This is a genomic window from Pseudonocardia sp. ICBG601 (assembly GCF_020496245.1).
This window is the reverse complement of sequence record NZ_JAHLJA010000150.1, coordinates 182766-207354: the sequence shown is the minus strand read 5'-3', so window position 1 is coordinate 207354 and position 24589 is coordinate 182766. Positions and strand designations below refer to the sequence as shown.

Below are 24589 nucleotides of genomic sequence, written 5' to 3'. Positions count from 1 at the left end.
CGCCCGGCGGGTAGGCGTCGACGGTCACCCCCCACCACCGGAGGGCCGCCATGGAGCCCCAGCCCGTCACCGAGGACCCGGCCGGTCCGGCCGACGGCGTCACGAACCGCCTCGCGCCGTACGTCGCCTGGCTCGCGACACAGGTCGACGACGAGGCGACGCGGCGCCGCTACCGCGAGGTCGCCGAGGCGTTCCTGCGCTTCTCCGCCGCGGACCGGGGTGCGCCGGGAACCCGTGGTCAGCGGTTCGTCGTCGCCCACCGCGACCGGGCCGCTCCGGAGACCACGCGGGCCGCGATGGACCGCCTGGCCGAGTACGACGCCGTCGTGCGGTGCACGCTCCCCTTCGGCGCCTGAGGCGGCAGCCGCGGCACCGCGCCCGCCCGCCCTCACCGCGGCCCGCGGGCGGCGCGGTCGCGCAGCCCCGTCACCCGGCGGCCCGCCGCCTCCACCCCGCGCTGCAGACCCGCGTACGGGGCATCGCTGAACGCGCGTCCGAACACTGCGACCGCGCCCAGCACCAGCAGCAGGACCCCCACCAGCACCGAACCGGCGTTGGTGGCGAACGGCCCGGCCGGGTCCAGCCGGAGCACGCCGGTCAGGAGCCCGAGCAGGACCTCGGCGGCGCCCAGGACCATGAGCACCACCCCGAAGCCCCGCGCCCAGGGCAGCCGCGTGGCGCACGGCAGCCCGGCCACGCCGAGGACGAGGTGCACCAGGTCGCGCAGCGGGTCCACCCCGATGCCCAGCAGCTCTCCGCTCGCCGCGGGCAGCCCGGGAAGGCCGCTGTAGCGGAACCCGAGGAGCCCGTAGAGCAGGAGCAGGAACGCCGCGAGGACCACGAGCAGCTGCGGCCAGGGGAACACCGCGTGGCCGTGGGAGTGGTGCTGGGACTGGGTGGGCATACTCGTCCTCCGGGTCGTGCGGCACCGGTCGGTCCGGCGTGTCGGCGCGGCTACCCGCCCATCGGCAGCGGATGCCGATCGTGACGGACATGACCTCCGCGGGCCCGGGTAGCGCGGTGCACGGCGCCCCGCGCGGGACGCCGGCACGGGAGGGGAACCGGGTGACCGAACGGGTCGACGCCGTCGTGGTCGGGGCCGGGCACAACGGCCTCGTCGCGGCGAACCTGCTCGCCGACGCCGGCTGGGACGTCCTGGTCTGCGAGGCCGCCGAGGCGCCGGGTGGCGCCGTGCGCTCGGCGGAGATCACCGCGCCGGGCTTCGTCAGCGACCTGGCCAGCGCGTTCCACCCGCTCGGCGCCGCCTCACCGGTGCTGCGCGAGCTCGACCTCGGCGCGCACGGGCTGCAGTGGCGCCACGCCCCCGCCGTCCTCGCCCACCCCACCCCCGACGGCCGGTGCGCGATGCTGCACCGCCGCCTCGACGACACCGCCGCCGCGCTCGACGACGACCACCCCGGCGACGGCGACGCCTGGCGCGCGCTGGTCGCGCAGTGGGACCGGATCGGCGACGACGTCGTCGCCGCCGCGCTGCGCCCGTTCCCGCCGGTCCGGCCGGCATCCCGGCTCCTGCGCACGCTCGGCACCGGCGACGCCCTGCGGCTGGCCCGGATGCTGGTGCAGCCGGTGGCGCGGATGGCCCAGGAGCACTTCGGGGGCCGGGCCGCCCCGCTGCTGCTCGCGGGCAACGCCCTGCACACCGACCTCGGGCCGGACTCCGCGGCGGGCGCCGCCTACGGCTGGCTGCTCGCGATGCTCGGCCAGCGCGTCGGCTTCCCCGTCCCGGCAGGCGGGGCCGGTGCCCTGACCGGTGCGCTCGTCGCCCGGCTGACGGGCCGCGGGGGGCGGATCGACTGCGGACGGCCGATCCGGACCGTCCTGGTCGGACCGTCCGGCCGGGCCTGCGGCGTCGTGGACGCGGCCGGCCAGCGGGTCCTCGCCCGCCGGGCGGTGCTCGCCGATGTCGACGCGCCCCGCCTCTACCGCGACCTCGTCGGGGAGGAGCACCTGCCGGCCCGCTTCGTCGCCGACCTCGCCCGGTTCGACTGGGACTTCTCCACGGTCAAGCTGGACTGGGCGCTCGACGGTCCGGTGCCGTGGACCGCGCCGGGTGCCCGGTCGGCGGGCACCGTGCACCTCGGCGCCGACCTCGACGGCCTGCGCCGCTACGCCGCCGACCTGACCGCCGGCCGGCTGCCCGGCGACCCGTTCCTGCTGTTCGGGCAGATGACCAGGGCCGACCCGACCCGCTCCCCGCCCGGCACCGAGTCCGCCTGGGCCTACACCCACGTGCCGCGCGGCCTGGGCTGGGGCCGCGACGAGGTGCTGCGCTGGGCCGACCGGATGCAGCAGGTCGTCGAGGACCACGCGCCCGGGTTCGGGTCGCGGGTGCGGGCCCGCGCCGTCGCCGGGCCCGCGGACCTGCAGGGCCGCGACGGCAACCTCGTCGACGGGGCGATCACCGCGGGCACCTCCGCGGTGCACCAGCAGCTGGTGTTCCGGCCGGTGCCGGGGCTGGGCCGCGCCGACACCCCGGTGCCGGGGCTGTTCCTGGCCGGGGCGTCGGCGCACCCGGGCGGCGCGGTGCACGGCGGGCCCGGCGCCAACGCGGCGCGGGCCGCGCTGGCCGCGTCCGGGACGACCGGGGGGCTCTACCGCGGCGCGGTGCGGTTCGCCCACCGGCGGCTGTACGGCTGAGCCCCCGCCCCGCGGTCGGGTTTGGACCCGCCGGGACCGGACATACGGCAGCCCGTGAGCCTCGACCACCGACCCGACGTCCCCGGCGCCGACCACCGGGGTGGCCGATCCGGGCCCGCCACCGGCGTCCTGGACCCGGTGCCCGCACCCGCAGGCCCTGCCGAGCCGTTCCCGGGCGGGGCCGGGGCCACGCTCGCCGCCGCCGTCGCCGCCGGTGGGCTCGACCTCCCGCTGCCCGGTTCGGGGGCGACCGCAACCCGGTGGGCGCGGCTGGCCCGGATCGCACGACGCGACCTGCCGGTCGCGCGGCTGGCCGAGGGGCACGCCGACGCCGTCGCGATCCTCGCCGACCACCACCGCTCCCCCGTCCCGGGCGCCGGCTACGGGGTCTGGGCGTCGCGGTCCGGCGGCGGGGCCCGGCTCGACGGCGGCCGCGACGGGCTCCGTCTGTCGGGCACCGTGCGGTTCTGCTCGGGCACCCACCTGCTCGACCGGGCACTCGTCGTCGCCGGGACCGGGGACGGCACCCGGCTCGTGGACCTGGACCTGCGTGCCCCGCAGGTGGAACGGGTGACGGCCTGGCGGGCCGCCGGGATGGCCGCCAGCGACACCCACGACGTCGTCCTGCACGACGTGCCCCTGCCGGCCGAGGCCGTGGTCGGCGGACCGGACGCCTACACCGACCGCCCCGGGTTCGCCCACGGCGGCGCCGGGGTCGCCGCGCTGTGGCTGGGCGCGGCGGCCGCGATCGTCGACCACGTCGCGGCGCCGCTGCGCACGGCCGACCCGGACCCGCACCGGCTGGCCGCGCTCGGGGCGGTGCACGCCGCCGTCGCCGCCGCGGACGCCCTGCTCGCCGTCACCGCGGCCCGGATCGACGCCGACCCCGCCACCGCCCACCACGACGCGGTGGCCACCGTGCGGGCCGCGGTGGAGCGGGCGTGCCGGAGCGTGCTCGACGCCGCCCCGGAGATCGCCGGGGTCGCCGTGCTGGCCGGGTCGCCGCTGCTCACCGCACGCCTCGCGGACCTGCAGATCTACCTGCGCCAGCACCACGGCGGACGCGACCTCGCCGCCCTCGGGCGCGCCCTGGTCACCCCGGCGACCTGATGGAGCCCGTGCAGTCCCCGGACGTCTGGGAGGACGCGGCCGCGACCCTCGCCCGGCGCGGTCTCGACCCGTCGTCGTTCGGCCGCCTGGTCGTGGTGTGCGCCCACCCCGACGACGAGACCCTCGGCGCGGCCGGGCTCATGCGCGGGGTCGTCGCCGCGGGCGGCACCGTCGAGATCGTCCTGGCCAGCGACGGGGAGGCCGCCCTGCCCGAGGTCGGGTCGATCGACCGGGCCGGACTGGCCCGCACCCGCCGCGCCGAGCTCGACGCGGCGCTGGCCGAGCTGGGCGTCCCCGCGACGGTGCACCGGCTCGGGCTGCCCGACTCGGCGCTGCGCGAGGACCAGCTCGTCGGTCCGCTGACCGAGCTGCTCGCCGGCGCCGACGCCTGGGCGAGCCCGTGGCGCGGCGACCCGCACCCCGACCACGCCGCGGTCGGCCGGGCCTGCCCGGAGGCGGCCCCGGTGACCGCGCACGGTTTCGGGTTCCCGATCTGGGCCCGCACCCGGATCGCGCCGACCGACCCCGGCGTGCCGTGGGACAGCGCCCACCGGCTGCCGCTGTCCGCCGGCGACCGCGCGGCCAAGCGCCGCGCGATCGCCGCGCACGCCTCGCAGTCCGCAGTGCCGCCCGGCGGGACCCGGGCGGTGCTGTCCGCGGCGACGCTCGCCCACTTCCACGGCGGTCACGAGGTCTACTTCCGGGAGCCGCCGCCCTCGGGGGCACCGCCGGAGCTGTTCGCCGGGCTCTACCGCGACGGCGCCGACCCCTGGGCCGTGCGCACGTCGTTCTACGAGCGGCGCAAGCGCGAGGTGCTGCTGGCCTGCCTGCCGCGGGAGCGCTACGCGCTGGCCGCCGAACCGGCCTGCGGGCTCGGCGAGCTGACCCGGGACCTGGCGGCGCGCTGCGACCGCGTGGTGGCCTCCGACGTGGTCGACGAGGCCGTCGCCGCCACCACCGACGCCCTCGGCGGGACCCCGGGAGTCGAGGTCGTGGCGGCCGACGTCGACGACGACCGGGCGGTCCCCGGCGGCGTCGACCTCGTGGTGCTCGCCGAGTTCCTCTACTACCTGCCCGCCGCGCGGGTGGGCGCCGTGCTCGACCGCATCGCGGGCGCGCTGGTGCCGGGCGGCGACCTGGTGCTGGTGCACTGGCGGCAGTGGCCCGCCGAGGCGCCCGCCGACGCCGCCACCGTGCACGCGCGGGTGGTGGCCGACGACCGCTTCGACACCCTCGTCGAGCACACCGACGAGCAGTTCCTCCTGCACGTGGTCCGGCGCCGGTGAGCCGGACCACGCGGCCGGGTGCCGCACCGTCCGCCGCGGGCGTGCTCGTCCCCGCCCACGACGAGGCGGGCACCATCACCGCCTGCGTCCGGTCCGTGCTGACCGCCCTCGACCACGCGCCCGGGCTCACCGCGCGGGCGCTGTGCGTGGTCGCCGACCGCTGCTCCGACGCCACCGCCGCGCTCGCCCGGGCCGCCGCCGCGACGCACCCGGCCGCGGCCCGGGTACGGGTGACGGTGCTCGAACCCACCGCCGGGGTGGCCCCGCTGCCCGGCTGCCGGTCCGCGCCGCGGCCGCACGAGGTCGCCGGGCCGGTCACGATCGGCGCGGTCCGCGAGCTCGCCGCCGTCACCCTGGCCGCGCTGCTCGCCGCCGACGGCGCCGCCCCGGCGACGACCTGGCTGCTCGGTACCGACGCCGACGGCACCGTGGCCCCCGGCTGGGTCGCCGCACACCTGGCGCTGGCCGCGGCCGGCGCCGACGCCGTCGCCGGTGGGGTGGTGCTCGACGTGCCCGGGCTGCCGCGCCCGCCCGGGGAGCCCGCGCCGCCCGAGCACCCGGTGTACGGCGCGAACCTGGGCGTGCGCGCCGACGCGTGGGCCGCGGTGGGCGGGTTCCCGCCGCTGGCCTGCGGCGAGGACCACGGGCTCGTCGCCCGGCTGCGGGCCGGCGGCTACCGGGTCGTCGCGGGTGCGCCCGCGACGGTGCGGACCAGCGCCCGCACCCGCGGCCGGGCCCGTGGCGGGCTCGCCGACCTGCTGCGCGACGCCGGTGCGGCGGCCCACCCGCAGGCCGGGCCGGGTGTCGGCGCGGGCGGGACGGGGCGGCCGGTCGCCTGAACGCGGCCGCCGGGGGTCAGCGCGGAGGCTCGTCGAAGTCGTCGGGCGTGGCGGTGTCGAGGAACCGGCGGAACGCCTCCAGCTCGCCCGAGCCCGTGCCCAGCCCCTCCACCACGACCGTCGACGGGTCGACCCCGGCCACGGTCAGCACCGCGTCGGCGACCACGATGTCGGCGCCGAGCAGCAGCGCCAGGACCACCGCGTCGCTGGTGCGCGAGTCGACGCGGGTGCCGTCGTCGAGGTCGAGCTCGGCGTGGAACACCGCGTCGCGCAGGGTGTGCACGCGGACCCGGACCAGGCGGCGGCCCGCGGCGCGCAGCACGGCGCCGATCAGGCGGTGCGTACCGGGGCGGGCGCTCTGCACCCCCTCCAGCGCGGCGGCCGCGGCCAGCGCCTCGGCCTCCCCCACCGCGACGACGACGATCCGCCCCGCCCCGGACGTCTCCTCCAGCAGGACGACCCGGCTGGTCGTGGCCGCGTCGGTGCCGACGGCCTTCACCCGTACCTGCGGCATCTGCGCACATCCCGTCCTCGGCGTCGCACGGGGTACCCGCCGGGCGACGGTCCACACCCGCGCGGCGCGCGGGTCCGAACTCACCGGCCGGTACCGCGTGGACGCCGGGCGCGTGGGTACCCCGCGCGGATGACGACCCCCGACACCGCGGTGATCGACGTCGACGGCACGCTCGTCGACACGAACTACCACCACACCATCGCCTGGTCCCGCGCCCTGCGCCGGTTCGACGTCACGGTGCCGCTGTGGCGGCTGCACCGTGCGGTCGGGATGGGCGGGGACCAGCTGGTTCCCGCCGTCGCCGGTCAGGGGTTCGAGGACACCCACGGCGACGACGCCCGCGCCGCGTGGAAGGAGGAGTTCGACCCGCTGCTCGGCGAGGTCGTCGCCCTGCCCGAGGCGGCGGAGCTGCTCGTCGACCTGCGCGACGGGTTCGGGATGAAGGTGGTGCTGGCCAGCTCGGGCGATCCCGAGCACGTCGAGGCCTACCTGGACCTGTTCGGCGGACGCGACCTCGCCGACGCCTGCCTCACCCGGTCCGACGCGCGCCGCACCAAGCCCGACCCGGACCTGGTCAAGGCGCCGGTGCGCCGGGTCGCCGGGTCGACCGCGTTCGTCCTGGGCGACTCCGAGTGGGACGTGCGCGCCGCCGCGGCCGCCGGGCACCCCGCCTACGCGGTGCGCACCGGCGGAGCGGGTGTCGACGAGCTGACCGCGGCCGGTGCCGTCGAGGTCCTCACCGACCTGGCCGCGGTGCGGCAGGCGATCCCGCGGATCCTGCGCGGCTGACCCGGCGCCGATTTCGCTGCACACCGTGCAGCGAGTTGGTAGCGTCGGCGGCGCCCCACCACGGACCGACCGACCCACCACGGACCGACCGACCCACCGCAGGGAGCCCCATGTCGAGTGACGCCGCCGCGCCCGGGACGACCGAGACGACCGGCTCGCCGGTCGGGCTGCGCAGCATCGTGCCCGAGGACCTGCTCGAACGGCCTCCCGGCTGCCCGTTCGACCCCGCCCCGGGGCTGGCCGCCCGCCGCGGTGGCGGCGCCGTGCAGACCGTCGAGCTGCGCAACGGGGCGCGCGCGTTCCTCGTCCTCGGTTTCGAGGAGGCCCGCGAGGTGCTGGCCGACACCCGGTTCAGCTCGGACCGCGTCCGCTACAAGGACGCCACCGCCCTGCAGCCGCACGAGGTCGCCGAGCTCGCCGCCGCGGCCGAGCGGGGCGAGCCGGTCCGGCCGGCCGACGTCGAGCGCACAGACGGCATGTTCGTCTTCATGGACCCGCCCGAGCACACCCGGATCCGCCGCCTCCTGCAGGGCCAGTTCACGGTGCGCCGGATGCGGGCGCTGACCGAGCGGATGCGGGCCATCGCCGACGAGCACATCGACGCGATGCTCGCCGCGGGCCCCGGCGCGGACCTGGTGACCGCCTACGCACTCCCGCTGCCGTCGCAGATGATCTGCGAGCTCCTGGGCGTCGACTACGCCGACCGGGCCCGGTTCCAGGAGAACACCGCGGTCGGGCTCAGCTCCGCCTCGTCCGACGCCGACCGGGCCCGCGCCCTGGGCGAGCTGTACACCTTCCTGGCCGGGCTGGTGGCGCACAAGAAGGAGAACCCGGCCGACGACCTGCTGTCCGGGCTCGTGCACGACACCGACCCGCCGCTGCCGGACAACCAGCTCGTCGACATCGCGCTCGTGCTGCTCGGGGCGGGCCACGAGACGACGGCGAACATGCTCGGGCTGGGCGCGTTCGCCCTGCTGCGCAACCCCGCGCAGCTGGCCTTCCTGCGCGAGCACCCCGACCGCGTCGACGACGCCGTCGAGGAGCTGCTGCGCCACCTCAGCATCATCCAGCTCGGCGTGAGCCGGGTCGCCACCGAGAACCTGGAGGTCGGCGGGGTCACCGTCCCGGCCGGGTCGACCGTGGTCGTCGCCGTGCCGGAGGTCAACCGCGACCCGCGCACCGTCGAGGCCGGTGACGAGCTGGACCTGTCCCGCCGGCGCGTCCCGCACCTCGCGTTCGGGCACGGGGTGCACCAGTGCATCGGCTCGCAGCTGGCCCGGGTGGAGATGCAGGTCGGCTTCGAGCGTCTGTTCACCCGGATCCCCGGGCTGCGCCTGGCCGTCGAGGCCGAGCAGGTGCCGCTGCGCAACGAGATGCTGATCTTCGGTGTGCACGCGCTGCCGGTGACCTGGGGCTGAGGACCCGCCGTCCGGAGTGCAGGATGCCCGGGGTGGACACCTCCGACCGGACCCGGCCGCCGTCGCCCGGTGTGCGTGCGCGGCGCAAGCTCGCCACCCGCGAGGGGGTGCGCTCCGCGGCGGTCCGGCTGTCGGAACGGCACGGCCTCGACGGCGTCACCGTGGAGATGATCGCGCACGAGGCCGGGGTGTCGGTGCGGACGTTCTTCAACCACTTCCCCAGCAAGGAGGACGCGGTCCTCGCCGTCGTGCGTGCCCGGGCCGCGGACCTGGTCGAGGCGTTCCGCGCCCGGCCCGCGGACGAGCCGGTGCTCGACGCGGTGCGCGAGGCCGCGCTGGGCGTGCTCGCCGGCGACGACGGGGACCCGGACACCCGGACCGCGCTCCACCTGGCCCACCACGACCCGGCGTTGCAGGCCCGGCAGATGGCGGTCCTCCTGGAGCAGGAGTCCGCGCTGGCCGCGGCGATCGCCGACCGGGCACCCGCCGGGGACGCGCAGGTCCTCGCCGCGGTCGCGCTCGCCGCGCTGCGGGTGGCCCAGGCCCGTGGCCTGGCCTCCGGCGGCCCCGACCACGCGGCCCGGCTCGCCGCGGAGATCGACTCCGCGCTGCGGCTGCTGCGCGTCGACCCGCCGGGCGGGGGCACCGAACGCTGAGGCCCCGCCGTCTCCGCGCTGGCAGCATCGTCGTCGGCGCCGCGGTCGCGCGGCCGGTCCTCCGACAGCCGCGGGAGCACCCATGTCGATCATCGCCGTCGAGGAGCACTGGACCTCCCCCGCGCTGGACGCGGCACTGGCCGCCCTGCCGCCGGACCGTCGGGACCCCAGCACGGCCCTCAACGACATCGGTGACCACCTCGCGCAGCTGCACGACCTCGGCGCGGGCCGGCTCGCCGCGATGGACGCCCAGGGCGTCGACCTGCAGGTGCTCTCGGTCGCCCCGCCGTCGACCGGGCCGCTGGACCCGGCGGACGCGGTCGCGCTGTGCCGCGAGCTCAACGACACCGCCGCCGCGGCCGTCGCCGACCACCCGCGGCGCCTGCGTGCGATGGCGACCCTGCCCACCGCGCAGCCGTCGGCGGTCGCAGCCGAGCTGGAACGCGCCGCCGACCGGGGCCTGGTCGGGGCGATGGTCTACGGCCGCAGCGGCGACATCCTGCTCGACGACCCCCGCCTCGACGACCTGTTCGCCGTCGCCGCGGCACGCGCGCTGCCAGTGTTCGTGCACCCGCAGGTCCCGCCGCCCGCCGTGCGCGACGCGTCCTACTCCGGGTTCGGCGACACCACCGACCTGGCGCTCGCGACGTTCGGGTGGGGCTGGCACGTGGAGGCCGCCGTCGCGGTGCTGCGCCTGATCGCCCGCGGCACCTTCGACCGGCACCCCGGCCTGACCGTCGTGCTCGGGCACTGGGGCGAGCTGCTGCCCTACTGGGCCGACCGCGCGAACGGCGTCGCCCGGGTCGCCGGGCTGGAGCGCTCGGTGCCCGAGTACGTGCGCGAGAACATCGTGCTCACCTGCTCGGGGATGCTCGACCCCGCGCACCTGCGGCACACGCTGGCGGTGACGACGCCCGACCGGCTGCTGTTCTCCACCGACCACCCCTTCCAGCACCCGTCGCGGGCGGAGGTCGCGGGGTTCCTCGACGAGTTCACCGCCGCCGACCGCGACCTGTTCACCGAGGGCAACGCGCGACGGCTGTTCCGCATCGAGGGACCGGTCGGCCCGGACCGGTAGCGGCGGTGGTGTCGTCCGCCACCGGTGTGTCACGCGCCGTACGGGCCCGCGCGGGGTAGGGTGGGACACGGATCAGATCTGCCGACCGTCCCGGGTGTTCCACGGCCGGGTCGTACGGCGGGTCCCGGACACCGTCGACGGCCTGTGGCGCTTCCCGCAGCCGGACCGCCGACCTCCGTGACTGCGATCCCCCACCGGCCGGTTCGTGGTGCGGAGGGGCCATCCGGCCCTTCGTCACGTCGAGCACGTCCGGCCGCGGCCCCCAACGGGACGCGGCCACGGACCGGCGCCGCAGGACGTCGACAGGAGCAGTACGTGGCGCGAGGAGGCAGGCCCCGGACCGGGGCTCGCCAGGGCACCCCCCAGCGACGTCGCCGCCCGCGCGGCAACGACGTGATGTCGGTGCTGACGGGGGCCGCACGCGAGGTGCGGACGGCCCTGCGGACCGGCCGGGTCACCCCGGCCACCCGCACCAAGTTCCAGACGGTGGCGCTGCTGCTGCGCGACGAACGGGCCCGGGTCCGCGACCGGCACGACGACGCGAAGCGGGCCGAGACCCTGCAGCGTCTCGACGAGATCGCGAAGGCACTGGCGATGGACGCGGTCCGCGACGCGGGACTGCTGGCGCTGCTCGCCGACGACGCCGTCGTCTCCGACTCGGCGCGCGCGCTCAAGCGGGAGATGCTGCGCTCGGCCGGGATCGAGGTCGACGAGCCCGAGCCGGAGCCGGAGCCCGTCGAGGTCCCGCTGGTCCCGGCGAAGCCGCAGGTCGTGCCGCAGTCCGTGGTGGCCCGGCAGATGGCGAACCCGTTCCTCGCGCCCGACTTCTCCGCCGCGCCGCCGAGCGGCCCGCGCCCGACGCCGCTGACCGGCTGGGAGCTGCTCGGCCCGCTGCTGCGCTCCTTCGAGCGCGCCGGGGCGGGTGCCCCGGCCTGCATGGAGCTGCCCGAACCCTCGACCCGTCCGGTCCCCGGCGGGCGGGAGCTGATGCCGCACCAGGCGAAGCTCGTCGCCGCCGCGGAGGACGGGCACCGCACCTTCCTGCTCGCCGACGAGCCCGGCCTGGGCAAGACCGCGCAGGCGCTGCGCGCGGCGGAGGCGGCGAACGCCTACCCGCTGCTGGTCGTCGTGCCGAACGTGGTGAAGACCAACTGGGTGCGCGAGGCCGCGCTGTGGGCGCCGCGCCGGGCCGCGACCGCGATCCAGGGCAACGGCGACTCCGTCGACGGCTTCGCCGACATCGTCGTCGTCAACTACGAGGTGCTCGACCGGCACATCGGCTGGCTGGGCGACTTCGGGTTCCGCGGGATGGTCGTCGATGAGGCGCACTTCATCAAGAACCGCACCTCGCAGCGGTCCAAGCACGTCCTGGAGATCGCCGAGAAGATCCGGGCGTTCATCCCGCGGCCGCTGCTGATGGCGCTGACCGGCACCCCGCTGATCAACGACGTCGAGGACTTCCTGGCCATCTGGCAGTTCCTCGGCTGGATCGACGCGACCAAGCCGCGCGCCCAGCTGCTCGACGCGCTGACCGCGACCGGCATGACCCCGGCCGACGGGCTGTTCGAGCGCGCCGCCCGCCAGTGCGTCGTCGACATGGGCATCGTGCGCCGTCGCAAGATCGACGTCGCCGCGGACATCCCGGCCCGGCGCATCGCCGACCTGCCCGTCGAGATCGACGGCCCGACCGGCCGGTCCATCCGGGCCGCGGAGAAGGCACTGGCCCGGCGGATGGTCGCCCGCTACACCGCCGCGCTCGCCGCCCGCCGGTCCGGCCCGACGGTCGAGGGCATCGACCACGGCCTGGTCCGCGACGTCGCGGGCTGGGAGCAGAAGGACGCCGCGGAGGCGGGCTCCGGGGACAACGTGTTCACGATGATGCGCCGCCTCGGCCGGGCCAAGGCCGGGCTGGCGGCGGACTACGCGGTGCAGATCGCGCGCAGCGCGGGCAAGGTCGTGTTCTTCGCCAAGCACGTCGACGTCATGGACGCCGCCGAGCAGACCTTCGCCAAGCAGGGCGTGCGGTACTCCTCGATCCGCGGCGACCAGACGCCGTCGGTGCGCCAGCGCAACATCGACGCGTTCGTGAACGACCCGGGCGTCGCGGTGGCGGTGTGCTCGCTGACCGCGGCGGGGGTCGGGCTGAACCTGCAGGTCGCCTCGAACATCGTGCTCGCGGAGCTGTCCTGGACCGCGGCCGAGCAGACCCAGGCGATCGACCGCAGCCACCGGATCGGACAGTCCGAACCGGTGACCGCGTGGCGGATCCTCGCCGCCCAGACGATCGACGCCCGGATCGCCGACCTGATCGACTCCAAGGCCGGCCTCGCGGCGGCGGCGCTCGACGGCGCCGACGACGTGTCCGGGTCGTCGGCCGACGTGCAGCGCGAGGCCCTGGTCGCGCTGCTCACCGAGGCGCTGGAGGCCGACCTGGCGGCGTGAGCGGCCGGGTCAGCTCGCCGGCGGCGTGTAGAACTGCAGGTCGTTGCCCTCGGTGTCGCGGAACGGGAAGATCCGTCCCCAGGAGTGCTCGCTGATGTCGCCCTGGACGTGGCCGCCGCGCTGCTTGAGGTCGTCCAGGGCCTCCTCGATGGACGTCTCCGGGTGGAAGCTGATCACGGCGCCGCCGTGGTCGGCGGTCTCCGCGGTCTCCCGGCCGTTGAGCCCGATGGTGAGGCCGCCGGCGTCGAGCTCGGTCCAGTCGTCGCTCTCCATCGTCACGGTCAGGCCGAGGACGTCCCGGTAGAACGCGGTCGCCCGCTTCATGTCGGTCACCGGTACCCAGACCGCTGCCACGTGCTTCGCCATGTCCACTCCGTTCCGCCGGCGTGCGCCGACGTGTCGCTCGACACCCTGTCCCCGGACGGCTACCCCGGGGCGGTGCGGCGAAACGACGGGCTCAGGTGGAGCCGCCGAGGTGCTCGGCGAAGTGGCGCTCCATCGCCCGGAACAGCCGGATCCGGTTCTCCGGGTTGGCGAAGCCGTGCCCCTCGTCGGTGGCGAGCAGGTACTCCACCGGCACCCCGCGCTCGCGCAGCGAGGCGACGATGTTGTCCGACTCGGCCTGCACGACGCGGGCGTCGTTGGCGCCCTGGGCGACCAGCAGCGGCGTGCGGATCCGGTCGACCATCGTGATCGGCGAGCGGGCCGCGAGGTCGGCCGCCTGCTCCGGCACGTCCGGGTCGCCCGCGTAGCGGTACCAGGCGTTGACCTGGTAGGGCCGGACGAACTCGGGCAGGGTGCGCATGAAGTTGGCCAGGTCGGAGATGCCGACGTAGTCGACGGCGGCGGCGAAGCGGTCCGGGGTGACGGTCACGCCGACCAGCGCGGCGTACCCGCCGTAGGAGCCGCCGTAGATGCCGATCCGGTCCGGGTCGGCCCAGCCCTGCCCGACGGCCCAGTCGCAGGCGTCGATCAGGTCGTCGTGCATCGCGCCCGCGAGCTCACCGATCGCGGCGGTGAGGTGGCGGCGGCCGTAGCCGGTGGAGCCCCGGAAGTTGACCTGCAGCACGGCGTACCCGCGGTTCGCGAGGAACTGGACCTCGGGGTCATGGCCCCAGGTGTCGTGCGCCCACGGCCCGCCGTGCACGACCAGGACCAGGGGCAGGCGCTCGCTGTCCTGCCGGGTCGTGCCGACGGGCAGGGTCAGGAAGCCGTGCAGCGGGAGGCCGTCGCGGGCGGTGAACGACACCGCGTCCATCGGCGCGAGGTCGGCCGGGTCGAGCTGCGGGTGACCGCGGAACAGCTCCCGGCTCTCCCCCGTGGCGTGGTCGTAGAGCCGGTACACGCCCGGCTCGCGGTCGTGGGTCCAGCCGGCGATCCAGAGCCGCCCGGACTCGTCGGAGGAGACCGACTCCAGCACGCCGTCGGACAGCGCGGACAGGGCCTCGTAGACCGGCGCGAACTCCGGGTCGAGGATCTCCAGGTGCGGCCGGTCCCCCACGTACCGGGCGGCGACGACCTCGCCGGTGGCGCGGTCGGTGAGCAGCGTCTGGGGCAGGCCGGGGCCGAGCATCCCCAGCGTGTCCAGGCTCCTCCCGTCCACCGCGGACACCACGGTCTGCTCGCCGGTCTCCCGGTCGATCCGGACCAACCGCAGGTCGTCGGAGTCCTGGTGGAGCCCCAGGAGCAGGCCGGTGCCGTCGGGGGTGACCATCTGCGGGTACACGCCGACCGGGTGCTCCGGGCCGCCGACGGTGAGCAGAAGCCGTCGCCCGCCGTCGGGGTCGACCGCGGAGAACTCGTAGTCGCCGGCCTCGGTCATGACCGAGTGGAACGCCGGGCGCCCCTCGCGGTCGGTCAGCCAGGTCTCGCGCAGCCCGGGCTGGGCCAGCTCCAGGGTGGTCTCCCCGGTCGCGAGGTCGACCCGGAACATGTCGATCGACATCGGGTCGGGGTTCATCCAGACCAGCACGGTGCCGGGGCGCTCGTGCGCCGGCTCGACCCCGAACACCCGCGAGCCCGGCGCCATCGGCGTGAGGTCGACGGCGGGCTCCCCGGGGGCGTCGAGGTCGACCCGGTACAGGTGCCAGTCCTCGTTGCCGTCGGTGTCCTGCTCGTAGAGCATCCAGCGCGGGTCGCCGGTCCAGTGGTAGCGGGAGATCCCGCGGCGGGTGTCGTGGGTGACCGCGACGGCGTCGGCGTGGGTCTCGTCGACGCCCCGGACCCAGAGGTTGCGCCGTCCGCGGTGCGACGCGAGGTAGGCGATGCGCGTCCCGTCCGGCGACAGCGACGGCCCGGCGAACTCCGGGTCGGCGAAGAAGTCCTCGAGGCTGATGCGGGTGCGGGTGGGTGTCCGGGTCATCGGTGCGTGGGTCATCGGTGCCTCCTCACGGAGCCGGGGACCGTCCCCGGTGCCTGGGGGCCATGGCACCGTCGGCCGTCGCGGCACACTCCAGCGATCGTGACCCGGGTCACCCGCCGGCGCGGGGTGCGGCGGTCTCCCGGGTCCGCTCGGGCGCGAGCCGGGCGATCGCCGCGGAGGAGCCGAGTCCGTGCAGCAGGACGCTCCCGGCCACGCACAGCACCGTCGCGATGAGGATGGTGTCGGCCGGGTCGCCGTCGGGCAGCCCGTTGAACGCCAGCAGGCCGAACACGATCGTCGTCGTGCCGCGGGGGCCGAGCAGGCCCGCGAGCAGCCGTTCGCGGGCACCCAGACCGCTGCCGACCAGGGCGAGCGCGACCGGGACGATCCGCAGCACGGTCAGCGCGAGCACGCAGAACACCAGGATCGGCAGGTCCACGGCCGAGGCGAGGTACACCCCGGCGATGCCGACGACGAACCACATCGCCGCGGTCAGGATCGCCGTCACGTCCTCCAGCAGCACGAAGTCGCGGCCCATCGCGACCGCCGCACCGCCCGCGGCGCGGACGCCGCCGTCGGTGCCGCGCAGCCGCCGGGCCAGCAGCACACGGTGCACGTACCGGAACGCGATGCCGCACACGAACGCGGCGACGAAGCCGTTCCCCCCCAGGCCGAGCGCCGCGGTGTAGGTGGCGACCGGGGCGATCAGCACGACGGTCCGCCGGGACCGGTCGGTCGTCGCGCCGCGCACCGTGGCCAGCTCCAGCGCCCCGCCGAGCACGGTGCCCAGCAACAGTCCGACGACGATCGCGGTGACCGCGTGCGGCACCGCCGTGGACAGCGCGTGCCACGGACCGGAGCCCTGCGTGGCCGCACCGCCGGCCAGGGCGAGCGCGACCAGGAAGACCGGCGAGACGATGCCGTCGTTGTAGCCGCCCTCGACGTTCAGCGCGCTGCGCAGCCGGGCGGGCAGCCGCCGGTCGCGCACGACCCGCTCGCTGGAGGCGAAGTCGATCGGGACCACCACGCAGGCGAGCACCAGCAGCACCGGCCAGGGCAGCGCGGGGAACAACAGCCCACCGACGACGACGGTGGCGAGGATGCTCAGCGGCATCGCGACCAGCAGCATCCGGGCGGCGGTCCCCGGCGCGCGCCCCCACAGCCGCCCGCCGCGGACCTCGGTGGCGTCGACGAACAGCAGGACGGCCAGGATGATCTCGGCGACGCGCTGCGCGGCGGTGGTGTTCAGGACGGCCCCGACGGACCCCTCCACCGTCAGCCCGACGACCGCCCCGGCCGCCACCATCACCGCCGGGACGGCGATGTTCCAGCGCTCCAGCCGTCGCGCGGCGAGGGCACAGAGGACGGCCGCGACGGCGGCGGCCAGCAGGGTCGGGATCATCGTGTCGTCCGGGGTGTCGGCGCGGTGCGGGCCGTCCCGACGCTAGCGAGCACGGCCCCACCGTCCCGGCGGGTGTGACGCGGCGGACCCCGCCCGCCGTCGATACCCGCCACCCGGCGGGTCGGCACCCGCCCGGCGGCGGCCCCGGTCCCGCCCACGGCGGGTGCCGGTCCCCCGGGCCGCGCGGCCAGGCTCGGGGCTCCGACACCGACGGGGGCCCGCACATGACCACGACCACGACCCGACCGGCACCGGCCGGTCCCCCGGTGGCGGCGTCCGGCCAGCCGGTCCGGCGCACCCCGGTGCGGGCGGTGTCCGCGCTCGTCGTCACCGTGGCGGGGGTGGCCTGCCTGGCCGAGGTCGTCCTCGGGGCGCCGCCGGTCACCGCCGTCGACGACGCGTTCGGGCTGCTGGGCGTCCCGACCGGGCCGAGCCTGCTCGTCGGGCTCGCGTTGCTGCTGCTGGGCGCGGCGCTGCGGGCCGGCAGGCGTGCCGGGGCGGGGGTGCTGCTCGTGCTGCTGGTGGTCTCGGCGCTCGCCGGGCTCGACCCGCCCACCGGGACGGCGGCGGTGGCCGTCCCCGCGCTGTGGGCGGCGACGCTGGTGGCGCGGCGCGCGGAGTTCGGGGCCCGGGTCGCGCCGGGCGCCCGGCGTCGCGCCGCGGTCGTGGCCGTGGCCGGGCTCGGCGCCGCGGTCGCGGCGGGCTGGCTGCTGGCCCCGGGCGCACCCGGCGCCCCGGCCGGGGCGTGGCCGCGGCTGGTGTGGGTGGCCGACCGGCTCACCGGCGGCGCGTTCGAGCTGACCGCCGCGGGTGTCGACGACGGGTGGCTGCCCGCCGCGCTCGACCTGGTGGGCGGCGCGGTGCTGGTCGCGGCGCTCGCGACGTTCCTGCGCGGGGCGCGGGCGCACGGCACCGCGACCGCCGGGGACGAGGAACGGGTGCGTGCGCTCGTCGCCGGCCACGGGGGTGCGGACCCGCTGGCCTTCTTCGCGACGCGCCGCGACAAGCGGGTCGTGTTCTCCCCGGACGGCCGCGCGGCCGTCGCGTACCGGGTGGTCGGCGGGTCCTCGGTCGCCGCGGGCGACCCGGTCGGCGCGCCGGGACGGTGGCCCGGCGCCGTCGACGCCTGGCTCGCCGAGGCCCGCCGCTACGGGTGGCAGCCCGTGGTGCTCGCGGCCGGGGAGCGGGGTGCGGCGCTCTACCGGCGGCACGGGCTGCGGGTCCGCCGGATCGGGGACGAGGCCGTGGTCGACCTGCCGCGGCTGCTGCACACCGGGGGCCGGGAGGGCCGGATCCGCCGCGCGGTGCGCCGGCTGTCCGCCGAGGGCTGCCGGGCGACGGTCCGGCGGGTCCGCGACGTGCCGGAGGCCGAGCTGGCCGCCGTCGCCGGCCGGGCGGAGCGCTGGCGGCACGGGCCGACCGAGCGCGGGTTCTCGATGGCCTCGGGCCGGGTGGGCGACCCCGCAGACGTCGACGTCGTGCTGGTCGAGGCGACCGGGCCGGACGGCGCTCCGTGCGCGGTGCTGACGTTCGCGCCCTGGGGCACCGACGGGGTGTCGTTGGACGTGATGCGGCGGGCTCCGGGCTCGCCACCCGGCATCATGGAGTTCATGATCGGTCAGCTGGCCGCGGCCGGTCCCGCGCACGGGATCCGGCGGGCCTCGCTCAACTTCGTGCTGTTCCGCGAGTCGCTGGAGACCGGCGGGCGCCTGGGTGCCGGTCCCGTGCAGCGCGCCCGGCGGGCCGTGCTGCGGGCCGCGTCGTCGTTCGTGCAGCTGGAGTCGCTGCACCGCTTCAGCCTGACCTTCGAGCCGGAGTGGACACCGCGGCTGCTGTGCTGGTCGGGCGGCACGGCCCGGGCCGCCGTGGCCGCCGCCGCGGCGGAGGGCTTCCTGCCGCTGCCCCGGCCCGCGGTCCGCGGCCCGGGACGTCCTCCGGCCCCGGCCTGCGGTCCCGGGCCGTCGGCGCCGCGGCGTGCCTCCCACCCCGCCGTCGCGACCCGGGTCGACGACCTCGCCGCGCTGCGCCGGGAGCACGCCGGGCTGGACCGCGACGTCCGCACCGGCCGCCCGGCGACGGTCGTGGGCCGGGTGCGGGCCCGCCGCACCTTCGGCGCGCTGGCGTTCGCCACGCTGCACGCCGGTACCGGGCGGATCCAGGTGATCGTCGACGAGACCACCACCGGCGCCGACGCGCTCACCGGGTGGAAGGCCACGGTCGGGCCCGACGACCTCGTCCTGGTCCACGGCGAGGTCGTCACCTCCCGCTCGGGTGAGCTGTCCGTGCTGGCCGGATCCTTCACCCGGCTCGCGGGCGCGGCGCACCCCGCACCCGCCGACGCACTGGCCGACGCCGCCGAGCAGGCCCTGCTCACCGCGGGCTTCGCCGCGTCGGCGGTCCCGCCGGTGCACCCGGCGCTGCCCGGTGGCGCCGGGCCCGCCCCGGACGGGGTGGTCGAGCGGCTGTTCCACATCGACCGGTCCGCCCGCCCGGTGCTGCACCTGCGGGCGTCGCTGGCCGACGCGCACGCGCTGTGGTCGGTGCTGGACCGGGTCGCCGACGCCCTCCCCGCGGCCGGTGCCGTGACCGGGGGGCCGGTACCCGTGGTGGAGACGGCGCCGCCGGTCGCGACGGAGCCGCTGGCCCGCCCCCGCGACGACGCCCCGGACACCGCCGACGCGTGGCGGGTCACCCTCGACGGCCACGAGGTCGCCGCGGCCGCCACCGGGCTGACCGACCCGGCGCTGCTCGGCGGGGCGCTCGGGACCGGCCCGGCGGCCGCGGTGTTCGACCGCGGGGTGCTGCCGTTCGCGACGGCCCGCGCCGACCTCGCGGCGCTCGCCGCGCTCCCCGCGCTCCCCGCGCTCCCGGCGCTCCCGGCAGGGGACGACGCCCGGTGACCGTGACCCCGCTCCCGCCGCCCCCGGTGCCCGCGACGACACCGCTCGACCTGTCGCTCGTCGCCGGGACGCTGCCGCTGGTGATCTCGGTCGCCGGGGTCCTCGCGGCGGCGTTCCTGCTGTGGCCGCGCGGGCCGCGCTGGTGGCGACCGGCGCTGCTCGCGGTCGTCGTCGCGGCGGCGCTGCCCGCACTGGCCGCGTTCGTCCTGAACGACCTGTGGCGGCCGATCCCCGACCAGCTGCCCGCCCGCCTGTTCGTCTGGTCCGGGGTGGCGCTCGCGGCGCTGCTCGGCGGGGTGCTCGTGCTGCGGCGCGGCGGACGCGCCGCCCGCCTGCTGGTCGTGCCCGCGGTGCTGCTCGTTCTCGCCACCAGCGGCGTCAAGGTCAACGCGATCTACGGCTACTACCCCACTCCCCGGCAGCTGCTCGGGCTGCCCGAGGCGAACGCGCTGGACCCGGCCCGCATCCCGCCCCGCGCGGGCGGCGCGGTCACCGCGGCCCGGTGGGTGCCGCCCGCGGACCTGCCGGCCCACGGCGGCGTCGCCCGGATGGCCATCCCCGGCACCGTCTCGCGCTTCCCGGCCCGGCCCGGGGTGGTCTACCTGCCACCGGCCGCGCTGGTCCGCGGCGGGCCGAGGCTGCCGGTGCTGGTCCTGGTCGCGGGCGCACCGGGCGGCCCCGCGGACTGGCTGACCGCGGGGCGGCTCGCCGCGGTGCTCGACGAGTTCGCCGCGGCGCACCGCGGGCTCGCCCCGGTCGTCGTGGTGCCGGACGCGACCGGCGGCACCTTCGACAACCCGCTGTGCATGGACTCCCGGCGCGGCGCCGCCGAGACCTACCTGCGCCGCGACGTCCCGGACTGGATCCGGCGGACGTTCGACGTGGACCCCGACCCGCGGAGCTGGACGATCGGCGGCTTCTCCTACGGCGGGACCTGCGCGCTGCAGCTCGCCGTGCGCGCCCCCGAGGTGTACCCGGCGTTCCTCGACGTCGGCGGTCAGGACCAGCCGTCGCTGGGCACCCGGGAGGAGACGGTGGGTGCGCTGTTCGGCGGCGACGACGCCGCGTTCCGGGCCGCCGACCCGCAGGAGCTGCTGCGCACCCGTCGCTACGACGGGGTGAGCGGCACCGTCGTCGTCGGCGCGGACGAGGGCGGCGACGTGGAGCGGGCCCGGCGGCTCGCCGAGCTCGCCCGCACCTCCGGGATGGACGTGCGCTACCTGGTCCTGCCGGGCGGGCACTCCTGGGCGGTCGCGACGGCCGCGCTGCAGCTCGCGCTGCCCGGCGTCGCCGCCCGCGGTGGTCTGGTCCCCGGCCCGCCCCGATGAGCGACCGAACAGGATGGGGCGGCGCCGGCGGGACACACGGCGGGATCGGCACGGACGGGCGGGGGACGGCGATGATCCGGGTGGTCGTGGTGGACGACGAGGCCCTGGTGCGGTCCGGGTTCACGATGATCCTGCAGGCCGCGGGCGACATCCGGGTGGTGGCGACCGCGACCGGCGCCGACGCCGAGCGGGAGATCGCGCTCGCCCGGCCCGACGTCGTCCTGCTCGACATCCGGATGCCCGGGGTGGACGGGCTGACCGTGCTCGACCGGGTCCTCGCGGCGGGCGACGCCCCCGCGGTGGCCATGCTGACGACCTTCGACACCGACGAGTACATCGAGCAGGCGCTCGCCGCGGGCGCGTCGGGGTTCCTGCTCAAGGACACCGACCCCGACCAGCTCGTGCAGTCGGTGCGGGCGCTCGCCGCCGGTGCGGTCGTGCTGTCCCCCGGCGCGGCCCGGCCCGTCGTCGGCGGGCGGCTCTCGGCGGACCGCCGCGCCGCCGAGCGCGACGTCGCGGCGCTGACCGACCGCGAACGCGACGTCCTGGCGCTGGTCTCGGAGGGACTGTCCAACGCCGAGATCGGCCGGGAGCTCTACCTGTCCCCCAGCACGGTGAAGGACCACGTCAGCACGCTGCTGGGCAAGCTCGGGGTCACCAGCCGGGTGCGCGCGGCGCTGCTCGCCCAGCTGGCCGGGCTCCGCCGCCCCGGCGACGACGCGTGAGCGTCCCGGCGCGGTGGCGCGGCCCGGCGCTCACGGTCGCGACCGAGGTGGCGCTGTTCGCCGTCGCCGCCCTGGACTCGCTGCTCGAGATCACCGCGTCGGACCAGGCGTGGCCGTGGGTCGCGGCGGGACTGGCGCTGCTCGGTGTGCCGCTGCGCCGGCGGTACCCGGTGCTGGGGTTCCTCGCGACGCTGCCGGGCCTGGTCACCTCCTACGCCCTGATCGCGACCCTGGTGACGCTGTACACGCTGGCCCGGGGCACCTCGAACCGGACGCTGGTGGTGCTCGCCGCGACGGCCACCGCGGTCGGCGCGGGCATCACCTTCCCGGTCCGGCTGGACCTGCTCGACCGCCAGTCGCTGCTCGACCTGGTCTACGGGATCATGTCCGGGGCCGCCCCGGCCGCGCTCGGGCAGCTCGTGCGCGCGCAGGACTCGCTGCGCAGGCGGCTGCGCGAGCTCGCCGACTCCCACCGCGTCGAGCAGGACCTGCGCGAGGAGCAGGTGCTCGAACGCGAACGCAACCGGCTCGCCCGGGAGATGCACGACGTCGTCTCCCACCAGGTGTCACTGATCGCGGTGCAGGCGGGGGCGCTGCAGGTCGGGGCGGTCGACGACACCACCCGGGAGGCGGCCCGCACCATCCGCAGGCTCGGGGTGTCCACACTCGACGAGCTGCGGCACATGGTGGCGGTGCTGCGGGCGCCCAGCGGGGACGGGACGCCGCTGGAGCCCCAGCCCGGCCTCGCCGAGCTGGCCGCGCTGGTGGCGGGCGCCGGCGTCGACGCGGAGCTGGCGCAGGAGCCGGGCATCGACCTGGACCCGCACGCGCAGCGGGCGGTGTACCGGACCGTCCAGGAGGGACTGACCAACGCCCGCAAGCACGCCCCCGGCTCCCGGGTCACCGTCCGGGTCGCCCGGGCCGGCGGGCGGGTGACGACGACGGTGCACAACACCCGCCCGGACCGCGGGCCGCTGGGACTGCCCGGGTCCCGCCAGGGCCTGGTCGGGCTGCGCGAGCGCGCCGAGCTCGCGGGCGGCGAGCTCTCCGCGGGCCCCGACGACGACGGCGGCTTCCGCCTGGCGCTGCACCTGCCGCTCCCCCGCCGGAGCTGAGGCGGACCCGCCACCCGGAGGGGGCCGGTCCCCGCCGGACGGCGGACCGCTCCGGCACCCCGGCCGGTCCCCCGCACGCCCGGCACCCGGTGGACTGGGGGTCCGGCCGGGGCCGCCCCCGGGATCGCGGCCGGGAGCACAGGGAGACGACCGCACGATGCACTACCTCCTCCGGCACGCCGCCGCCCACCGCGGGCTGCTCGCCGCGGGCCTGGTCCTGGCGCTGCTCGGCAGCGCCGCCGGCCTCGCCCAGCCACTCGCCGCGCAGTCGGTGATCGACTCGCTCGGCGGGGGCGGCTCGCTGCTCGTCCCGGTCGTCCTGCTCAGCCTGCTGGTGCTCGGCAGCGCGGTCGCGAACGGCGTCAACAGCTACCTGCTCGACCGCACCGGCGAGCACGTGGTGCTGAGCATCCGGCGGCGGCTCGCCGCGCGGCTGGTCCGCATCCGGGTGCCCGAGCTCGACACCCGCGCCCCCGGTGACCTGGTCACCCGCGCGACCTCGGACACCGGCCTGGTCCGCCACGCGACGATCTCGGCGCCGGTCACCCTGGTCAACGGTGCGGTCGGCATGGTCGGGGCGCTGGTGCTGATGGCGGTGCTCGACCTGCGCCTGTTCGGCGTGACCGTCGCGGTGCTGGTCGTGGTGGGTGCCCCCGCGGCGCTCGTGCTGCCGCGCATCCGCCGGGCCACCGAGCAGGCCCAGTCCGCCGTCGGCACCGTCGGGTCCGTCCTGGACCGGGTGCTGGGCGCGGCCCGCACCGTGAAGGCGTACGGGGCCGAGCGCCGCGAGCAGGCCGCCGTCGACGACGCCGCGACCGCCGCGTTCCGGGCCGGTGTGGTGCAGGCGCGCTGGGAGGCGCTGCTCGTCGCCGGGGCGGAGTTCGCGCTGCAGGCGTCGTTCCTCGTGGTGCTCGCCGTCGGCGGCGGGCTGGTCGGACCGGCGCGCTCACGGTGTCCACGCTGGTCGCGTTCCTGCTGTACCTGTTCTACCTGGCCACGCCGCTGACCGAGCTGGTGTCGGCGGTGGGGACGCTGCAGCAGGGACTCGGCGCCGCCCGCAGGCTCGCCGAGGTGGAGGACATCCCGGTCGAGGACGACGTCGACCCCGGCGCGTTCCCGGTCCCGCCGCGGACCGGCCCGCCGTCGCTGGTGTTCGACGACGTCCGCTTCGCCCACCCGGGCCGCGCCGAGGTGCTGCGCGGGGTCCGGTTCGCCGTCCCCGCCGGGTCCCGGGTCGCACTGGTCGGGCCGTCCGGGGCGGGGAAGTCGACGCTGCTGTCGCTGCTGCTGCGCTTCCACCCGCCGACCGGCGGGACCGTGACCGTCGACGGGGTCGACCTGGCCGCGGTCCCGCGCGCGACCTGGCGGAGCCGGGTCGGTGTGGTCGAGCAGGACTCGCCCGTGCTGGACGGGACGCTGCGGGAGAACCTGCTGCTGGGCGCCCCGGACGCCACCGCCCCCGCACTGGCCGAGGTGGTGTGGGCGACCCGGCTCACCGAGCTGGTCGAACGCCTGCCCCGGGGGCTCGACACCCCGCTCGGGGCCCGCGGGGTCACCCTGTCCGGCGGGGAGCGGCAGCGGGTCGCGATCGCCCGCGCGCTGCTGCGCCGGCCGGGTCTGCTGCTGCTCGACGAGGCGACCGCGCACCTGGACAGCGGCACCGAGGAGGCGCTGCACGAGCTGCTGTCCGGGCGCCGTACGGGGGCGACGGTGCTGGTCGTCGCGCACCGGCTGCGCACCGTGCGCGACGCCGACGCCGTCGTCGTGCTCGACGGCGGCCGGGTCCGCGCGGTCGGCACGCACGAGGAGCTGCTGGCCTCCGACGAGCTGTACCGCTCGCTGGCCGCCGCCCAGGCCGTCGGCGCCGGGGCCTGACCCGGCGGTGCCAGGGCCGTGCGTGCCGCGTGCGTGCCCCGCGCCAGCGGCCGGGCGCAGTCTCGGGTCACGACCTCGACGACGGAAGAAGG

At 77.3% G+C, this 24589-nt stretch carries 21 protein-coding genes; 16 read left to right on the top strand and 5 right to left on the bottom strand.

Going from position 1 to position 24589, the window contains the following annotated elements; translation table 11 throughout:
* The first annotated feature begins 50 nt into the window (after positions 1 to 50).
* Positions 51 to 356 carry a hypothetical protein gene (locus tag KPL57_RS46605; RefSeq protein ID WP_226356867.1) on the top strand — a complete coding sequence of 102 codons (306 nt, stop codon included), beginning with the start codon at positions 51 to 53 and terminating at the stop codon, positions 354 to 356.
* 32 nt (positions 357 to 388) lie between these two features.
* Here KPL57_RS46605 and KPL57_RS46600 read toward each other — a convergent pair whose 3' ends face one another.
* Positions 389 to 904, bottom strand: coding sequence for a DUF4383 domain-containing protein (locus KPL57_RS46600; RefSeq protein WP_226356866.1), 516 nt, complete (start codon positions 902 to 904; stop codon positions 389 to 391).
* A 71-nt stretch (positions 905 to 975) separates the two neighbouring features.
* Here KPL57_RS46600 and KPL57_RS46595 point away from each other — a divergent pair, with 71 nt between their 5' ends.
* Genes KPL57_RS46595 through KPL57_RS46580 form a run of 4 tightly spaced genes read left to right on the top strand, consistent with a single transcriptional unit; the run spans position 976 to position 5893 of the window.
* The gene (locus KPL57_RS46595; protein ID WP_226356865.1) at positions 976 to 2658 is read left to right on the top strand and encodes an NAD(P)/FAD-dependent oxidoreductase; all 1683 of its coding nucleotides are present in this window, start codon (positions 976 to 978) and stop codon (positions 2656 to 2658) included.
* A 54-nt stretch (positions 2659 to 2712) separates the two neighbouring features.
* Positions 2713 to 3768, top strand: a complete 1056-nt coding sequence (locus KPL57_RS46590) for an acyl-CoA dehydrogenase (protein WP_226356864.1) — start codon at positions 2713 to 2715, stop codon at positions 3766 to 3768.
* Positions 3768 to 5054, top strand: a complete 1287-nt coding sequence (locus tag KPL57_RS46585) for a bifunctional PIG-L family deacetylase/class I SAM-dependent methyltransferase (protein WP_226356863.1) — start codon at positions 3768 to 3770, stop codon at positions 5052 to 5054. Before KPL57_RS46590 ends, KPL57_RS46585 begins: the two co-directional genes overlap by 1 nt.
* A complete protein-coding gene (locus tag KPL57_RS46580) occupies positions 5051 to 5893 on the top strand; it encodes a glycosyltransferase family 2 protein (protein ID WP_226356862.1) in 843 nt (280 codons plus the stop codon). The genes KPL57_RS46585 and KPL57_RS46580 overlap by 4 nt, the downstream gene beginning before the upstream one ends.
* Before the next feature lie 16 nt (positions 5894 to 5909).
* On the opposite strand, the gene KPL57_RS46575 is transcribed toward KPL57_RS46580, so the two are convergent.
* A complete protein-coding gene (locus KPL57_RS46575; RefSeq protein ID WP_226356861.1) occupies positions 5910 to 6407 on the bottom strand; it encodes a bifunctional nuclease domain-containing protein in 498 nt (165 codons plus the stop codon).
* Positions 6408 to 6536: 129 nt separating this feature from the next.
* Here KPL57_RS46575 and KPL57_RS46570 point away from each other — a divergent pair, with 129 nt between their 5' ends.
* The 5 genes from KPL57_RS46570 to KPL57_RS46550 all read left to right on the top strand — a co-directional run bounded on the left by KPL57_RS46570 (position 6537) and on the right by KPL57_RS46550 (position 12790).
* Positions 6537 to 7196, top strand: a complete 660-nt coding sequence (locus tag KPL57_RS46570; RefSeq protein ID WP_226356860.1) for an HAD family hydrolase — start codon at positions 6537 to 6539, stop codon at positions 7194 to 7196.
* A 110-nt stretch (positions 7197 to 7306) separates the two neighbouring features.
* The gene (locus KPL57_RS46565; RefSeq protein ID WP_226356859.1) at positions 7307 to 8614 is read left to right on the top strand and encodes a cytochrome P450; all 1308 of its coding nucleotides are present in this window, start codon (positions 7307 to 7309) and stop codon (positions 8612 to 8614) included.
* A gap of 32 nt (positions 8615 to 8646) precedes the next feature.
* Positions 8647 to 9270: a TetR/AcrR family transcriptional regulator gene (locus KPL57_RS46560; RefSeq protein ID WP_226356858.1), complete on the top strand. Its 624-nt coding sequence runs from the start codon at positions 8647 to 8649 to the stop codon at positions 9268 to 9270.
* 82 nt (positions 9271 to 9352) lie between these two features.
* The gene (locus tag KPL57_RS46555) at positions 9353 to 10348 is read left to right on the top strand and encodes an amidohydrolase family protein (protein ID WP_226356857.1); all 996 of its coding nucleotides are present in this window, start codon (positions 9353 to 9355) and stop codon (positions 10346 to 10348) included.
* A gap of 396 nt (positions 10349 to 10744) precedes the next feature.
* The gene (locus tag KPL57_RS46550) at positions 10745 to 12790 is read left to right on the top strand and encodes a DEAD/DEAH box helicase (protein ID WP_226356856.1); all 2046 of its coding nucleotides are present in this window, start codon (positions 10745 to 10747) and stop codon (positions 12788 to 12790) included.
* Positions 12791 to 12799: 9 nt separating this feature from the next.
* Here the strand turns inward: KPL57_RS46550 and KPL57_RS46545 are convergent, their stop codons facing one another.
* The 3 genes from KPL57_RS46545 to KPL57_RS46535 form a co-directional block, all read right to left on the bottom strand.
* Positions 12800 to 13156 carry a VOC family protein gene (locus KPL57_RS46545; RefSeq protein WP_226356855.1) on the bottom strand — a complete coding sequence of 119 codons (357 nt, stop codon included), beginning with the start codon at positions 13154 to 13156 and terminating at the stop codon, positions 12800 to 12802.
* 91 nt (positions 13157 to 13247) lie between these two features.
* The gene (locus KPL57_RS46540; RefSeq protein WP_226356854.1) at positions 13248 to 15167 is read right to left on the bottom strand and encodes an alpha/beta fold hydrolase; all 1920 of its coding nucleotides are present in this window, start codon (positions 15165 to 15167) and stop codon (positions 13248 to 13250) included.
* A gap of 94 nt (positions 15168 to 15261) precedes the next feature.
* Positions 15262 to 16554, bottom strand: a complete 1293-nt coding sequence (locus KPL57_RS46535) for a cation:proton antiporter (RefSeq protein ID WP_226356853.1) — start codon at positions 16552 to 16554, stop codon at positions 15262 to 15264.
* A 224-nt stretch (positions 16555 to 16778) separates the two neighbouring features.
* Between KPL57_RS46535 and KPL57_RS46530 the strand changes: the two genes are divergently transcribed.
* From KPL57_RS46530 to KPL57_RS46500, 6 genes are all read left to right on the top strand, one after another.
* Complete coding sequence (locus KPL57_RS46530; protein WP_226356852.1) at positions 16779 to 19454, top strand: phosphatidylglycerol lysyltransferase domain-containing protein; 2676 nt, start codon at positions 16779 to 16781, stop codon at positions 19452 to 19454.
* Positions 19451 to 20782: an alpha/beta hydrolase family protein gene (locus tag KPL57_RS70790; protein WP_226356851.1), complete on the top strand. Its 1332-nt coding sequence runs from the start codon at positions 19451 to 19453 to the stop codon at positions 20780 to 20782. Before KPL57_RS46530 ends, KPL57_RS70790 begins: the two co-directional genes overlap by 4 nt.
* A 71-nt stretch (positions 20783 to 20853) precedes the next feature.
* Positions 20854 to 21507: a response regulator transcription factor gene (locus KPL57_RS46520; protein ID WP_226356850.1), complete on the top strand. Its 654-nt coding sequence runs from the start codon at positions 20854 to 20856 to the stop codon at positions 21505 to 21507.
* Positions 21504 to 22622, top strand: a complete 1119-nt coding sequence (locus KPL57_RS67955; protein ID WP_226365340.1) for a histidine kinase — start codon at positions 21504 to 21506, stop codon at positions 22620 to 22622. The genes KPL57_RS46520 and KPL57_RS67955 overlap by 4 nt, the downstream gene beginning before the upstream one ends.
* 157 nt (positions 22623 to 22779) lie before the next feature.
* Entirely contained in the window at positions 22780 to 23628 is an 849-nt protein-coding gene (locus KPL57_RS46505) for an ABC transporter transmembrane domain-containing protein (RefSeq protein ID WP_226357484.1), read from the top strand.
* Positions 23574 to 24497 (top strand): ABC transporter ATP-binding protein, encoded by a 924-nt coding sequence (locus KPL57_RS46500; RefSeq protein WP_226356849.1) that lies wholly within the window; start codon positions 23574 to 23576, stop codon positions 24495 to 24497. The genes KPL57_RS46505 and KPL57_RS46500 overlap by 55 nt, the downstream gene beginning before the upstream one ends.
* Positions 24498 to 24589: the final 92 nt, after the last annotated feature.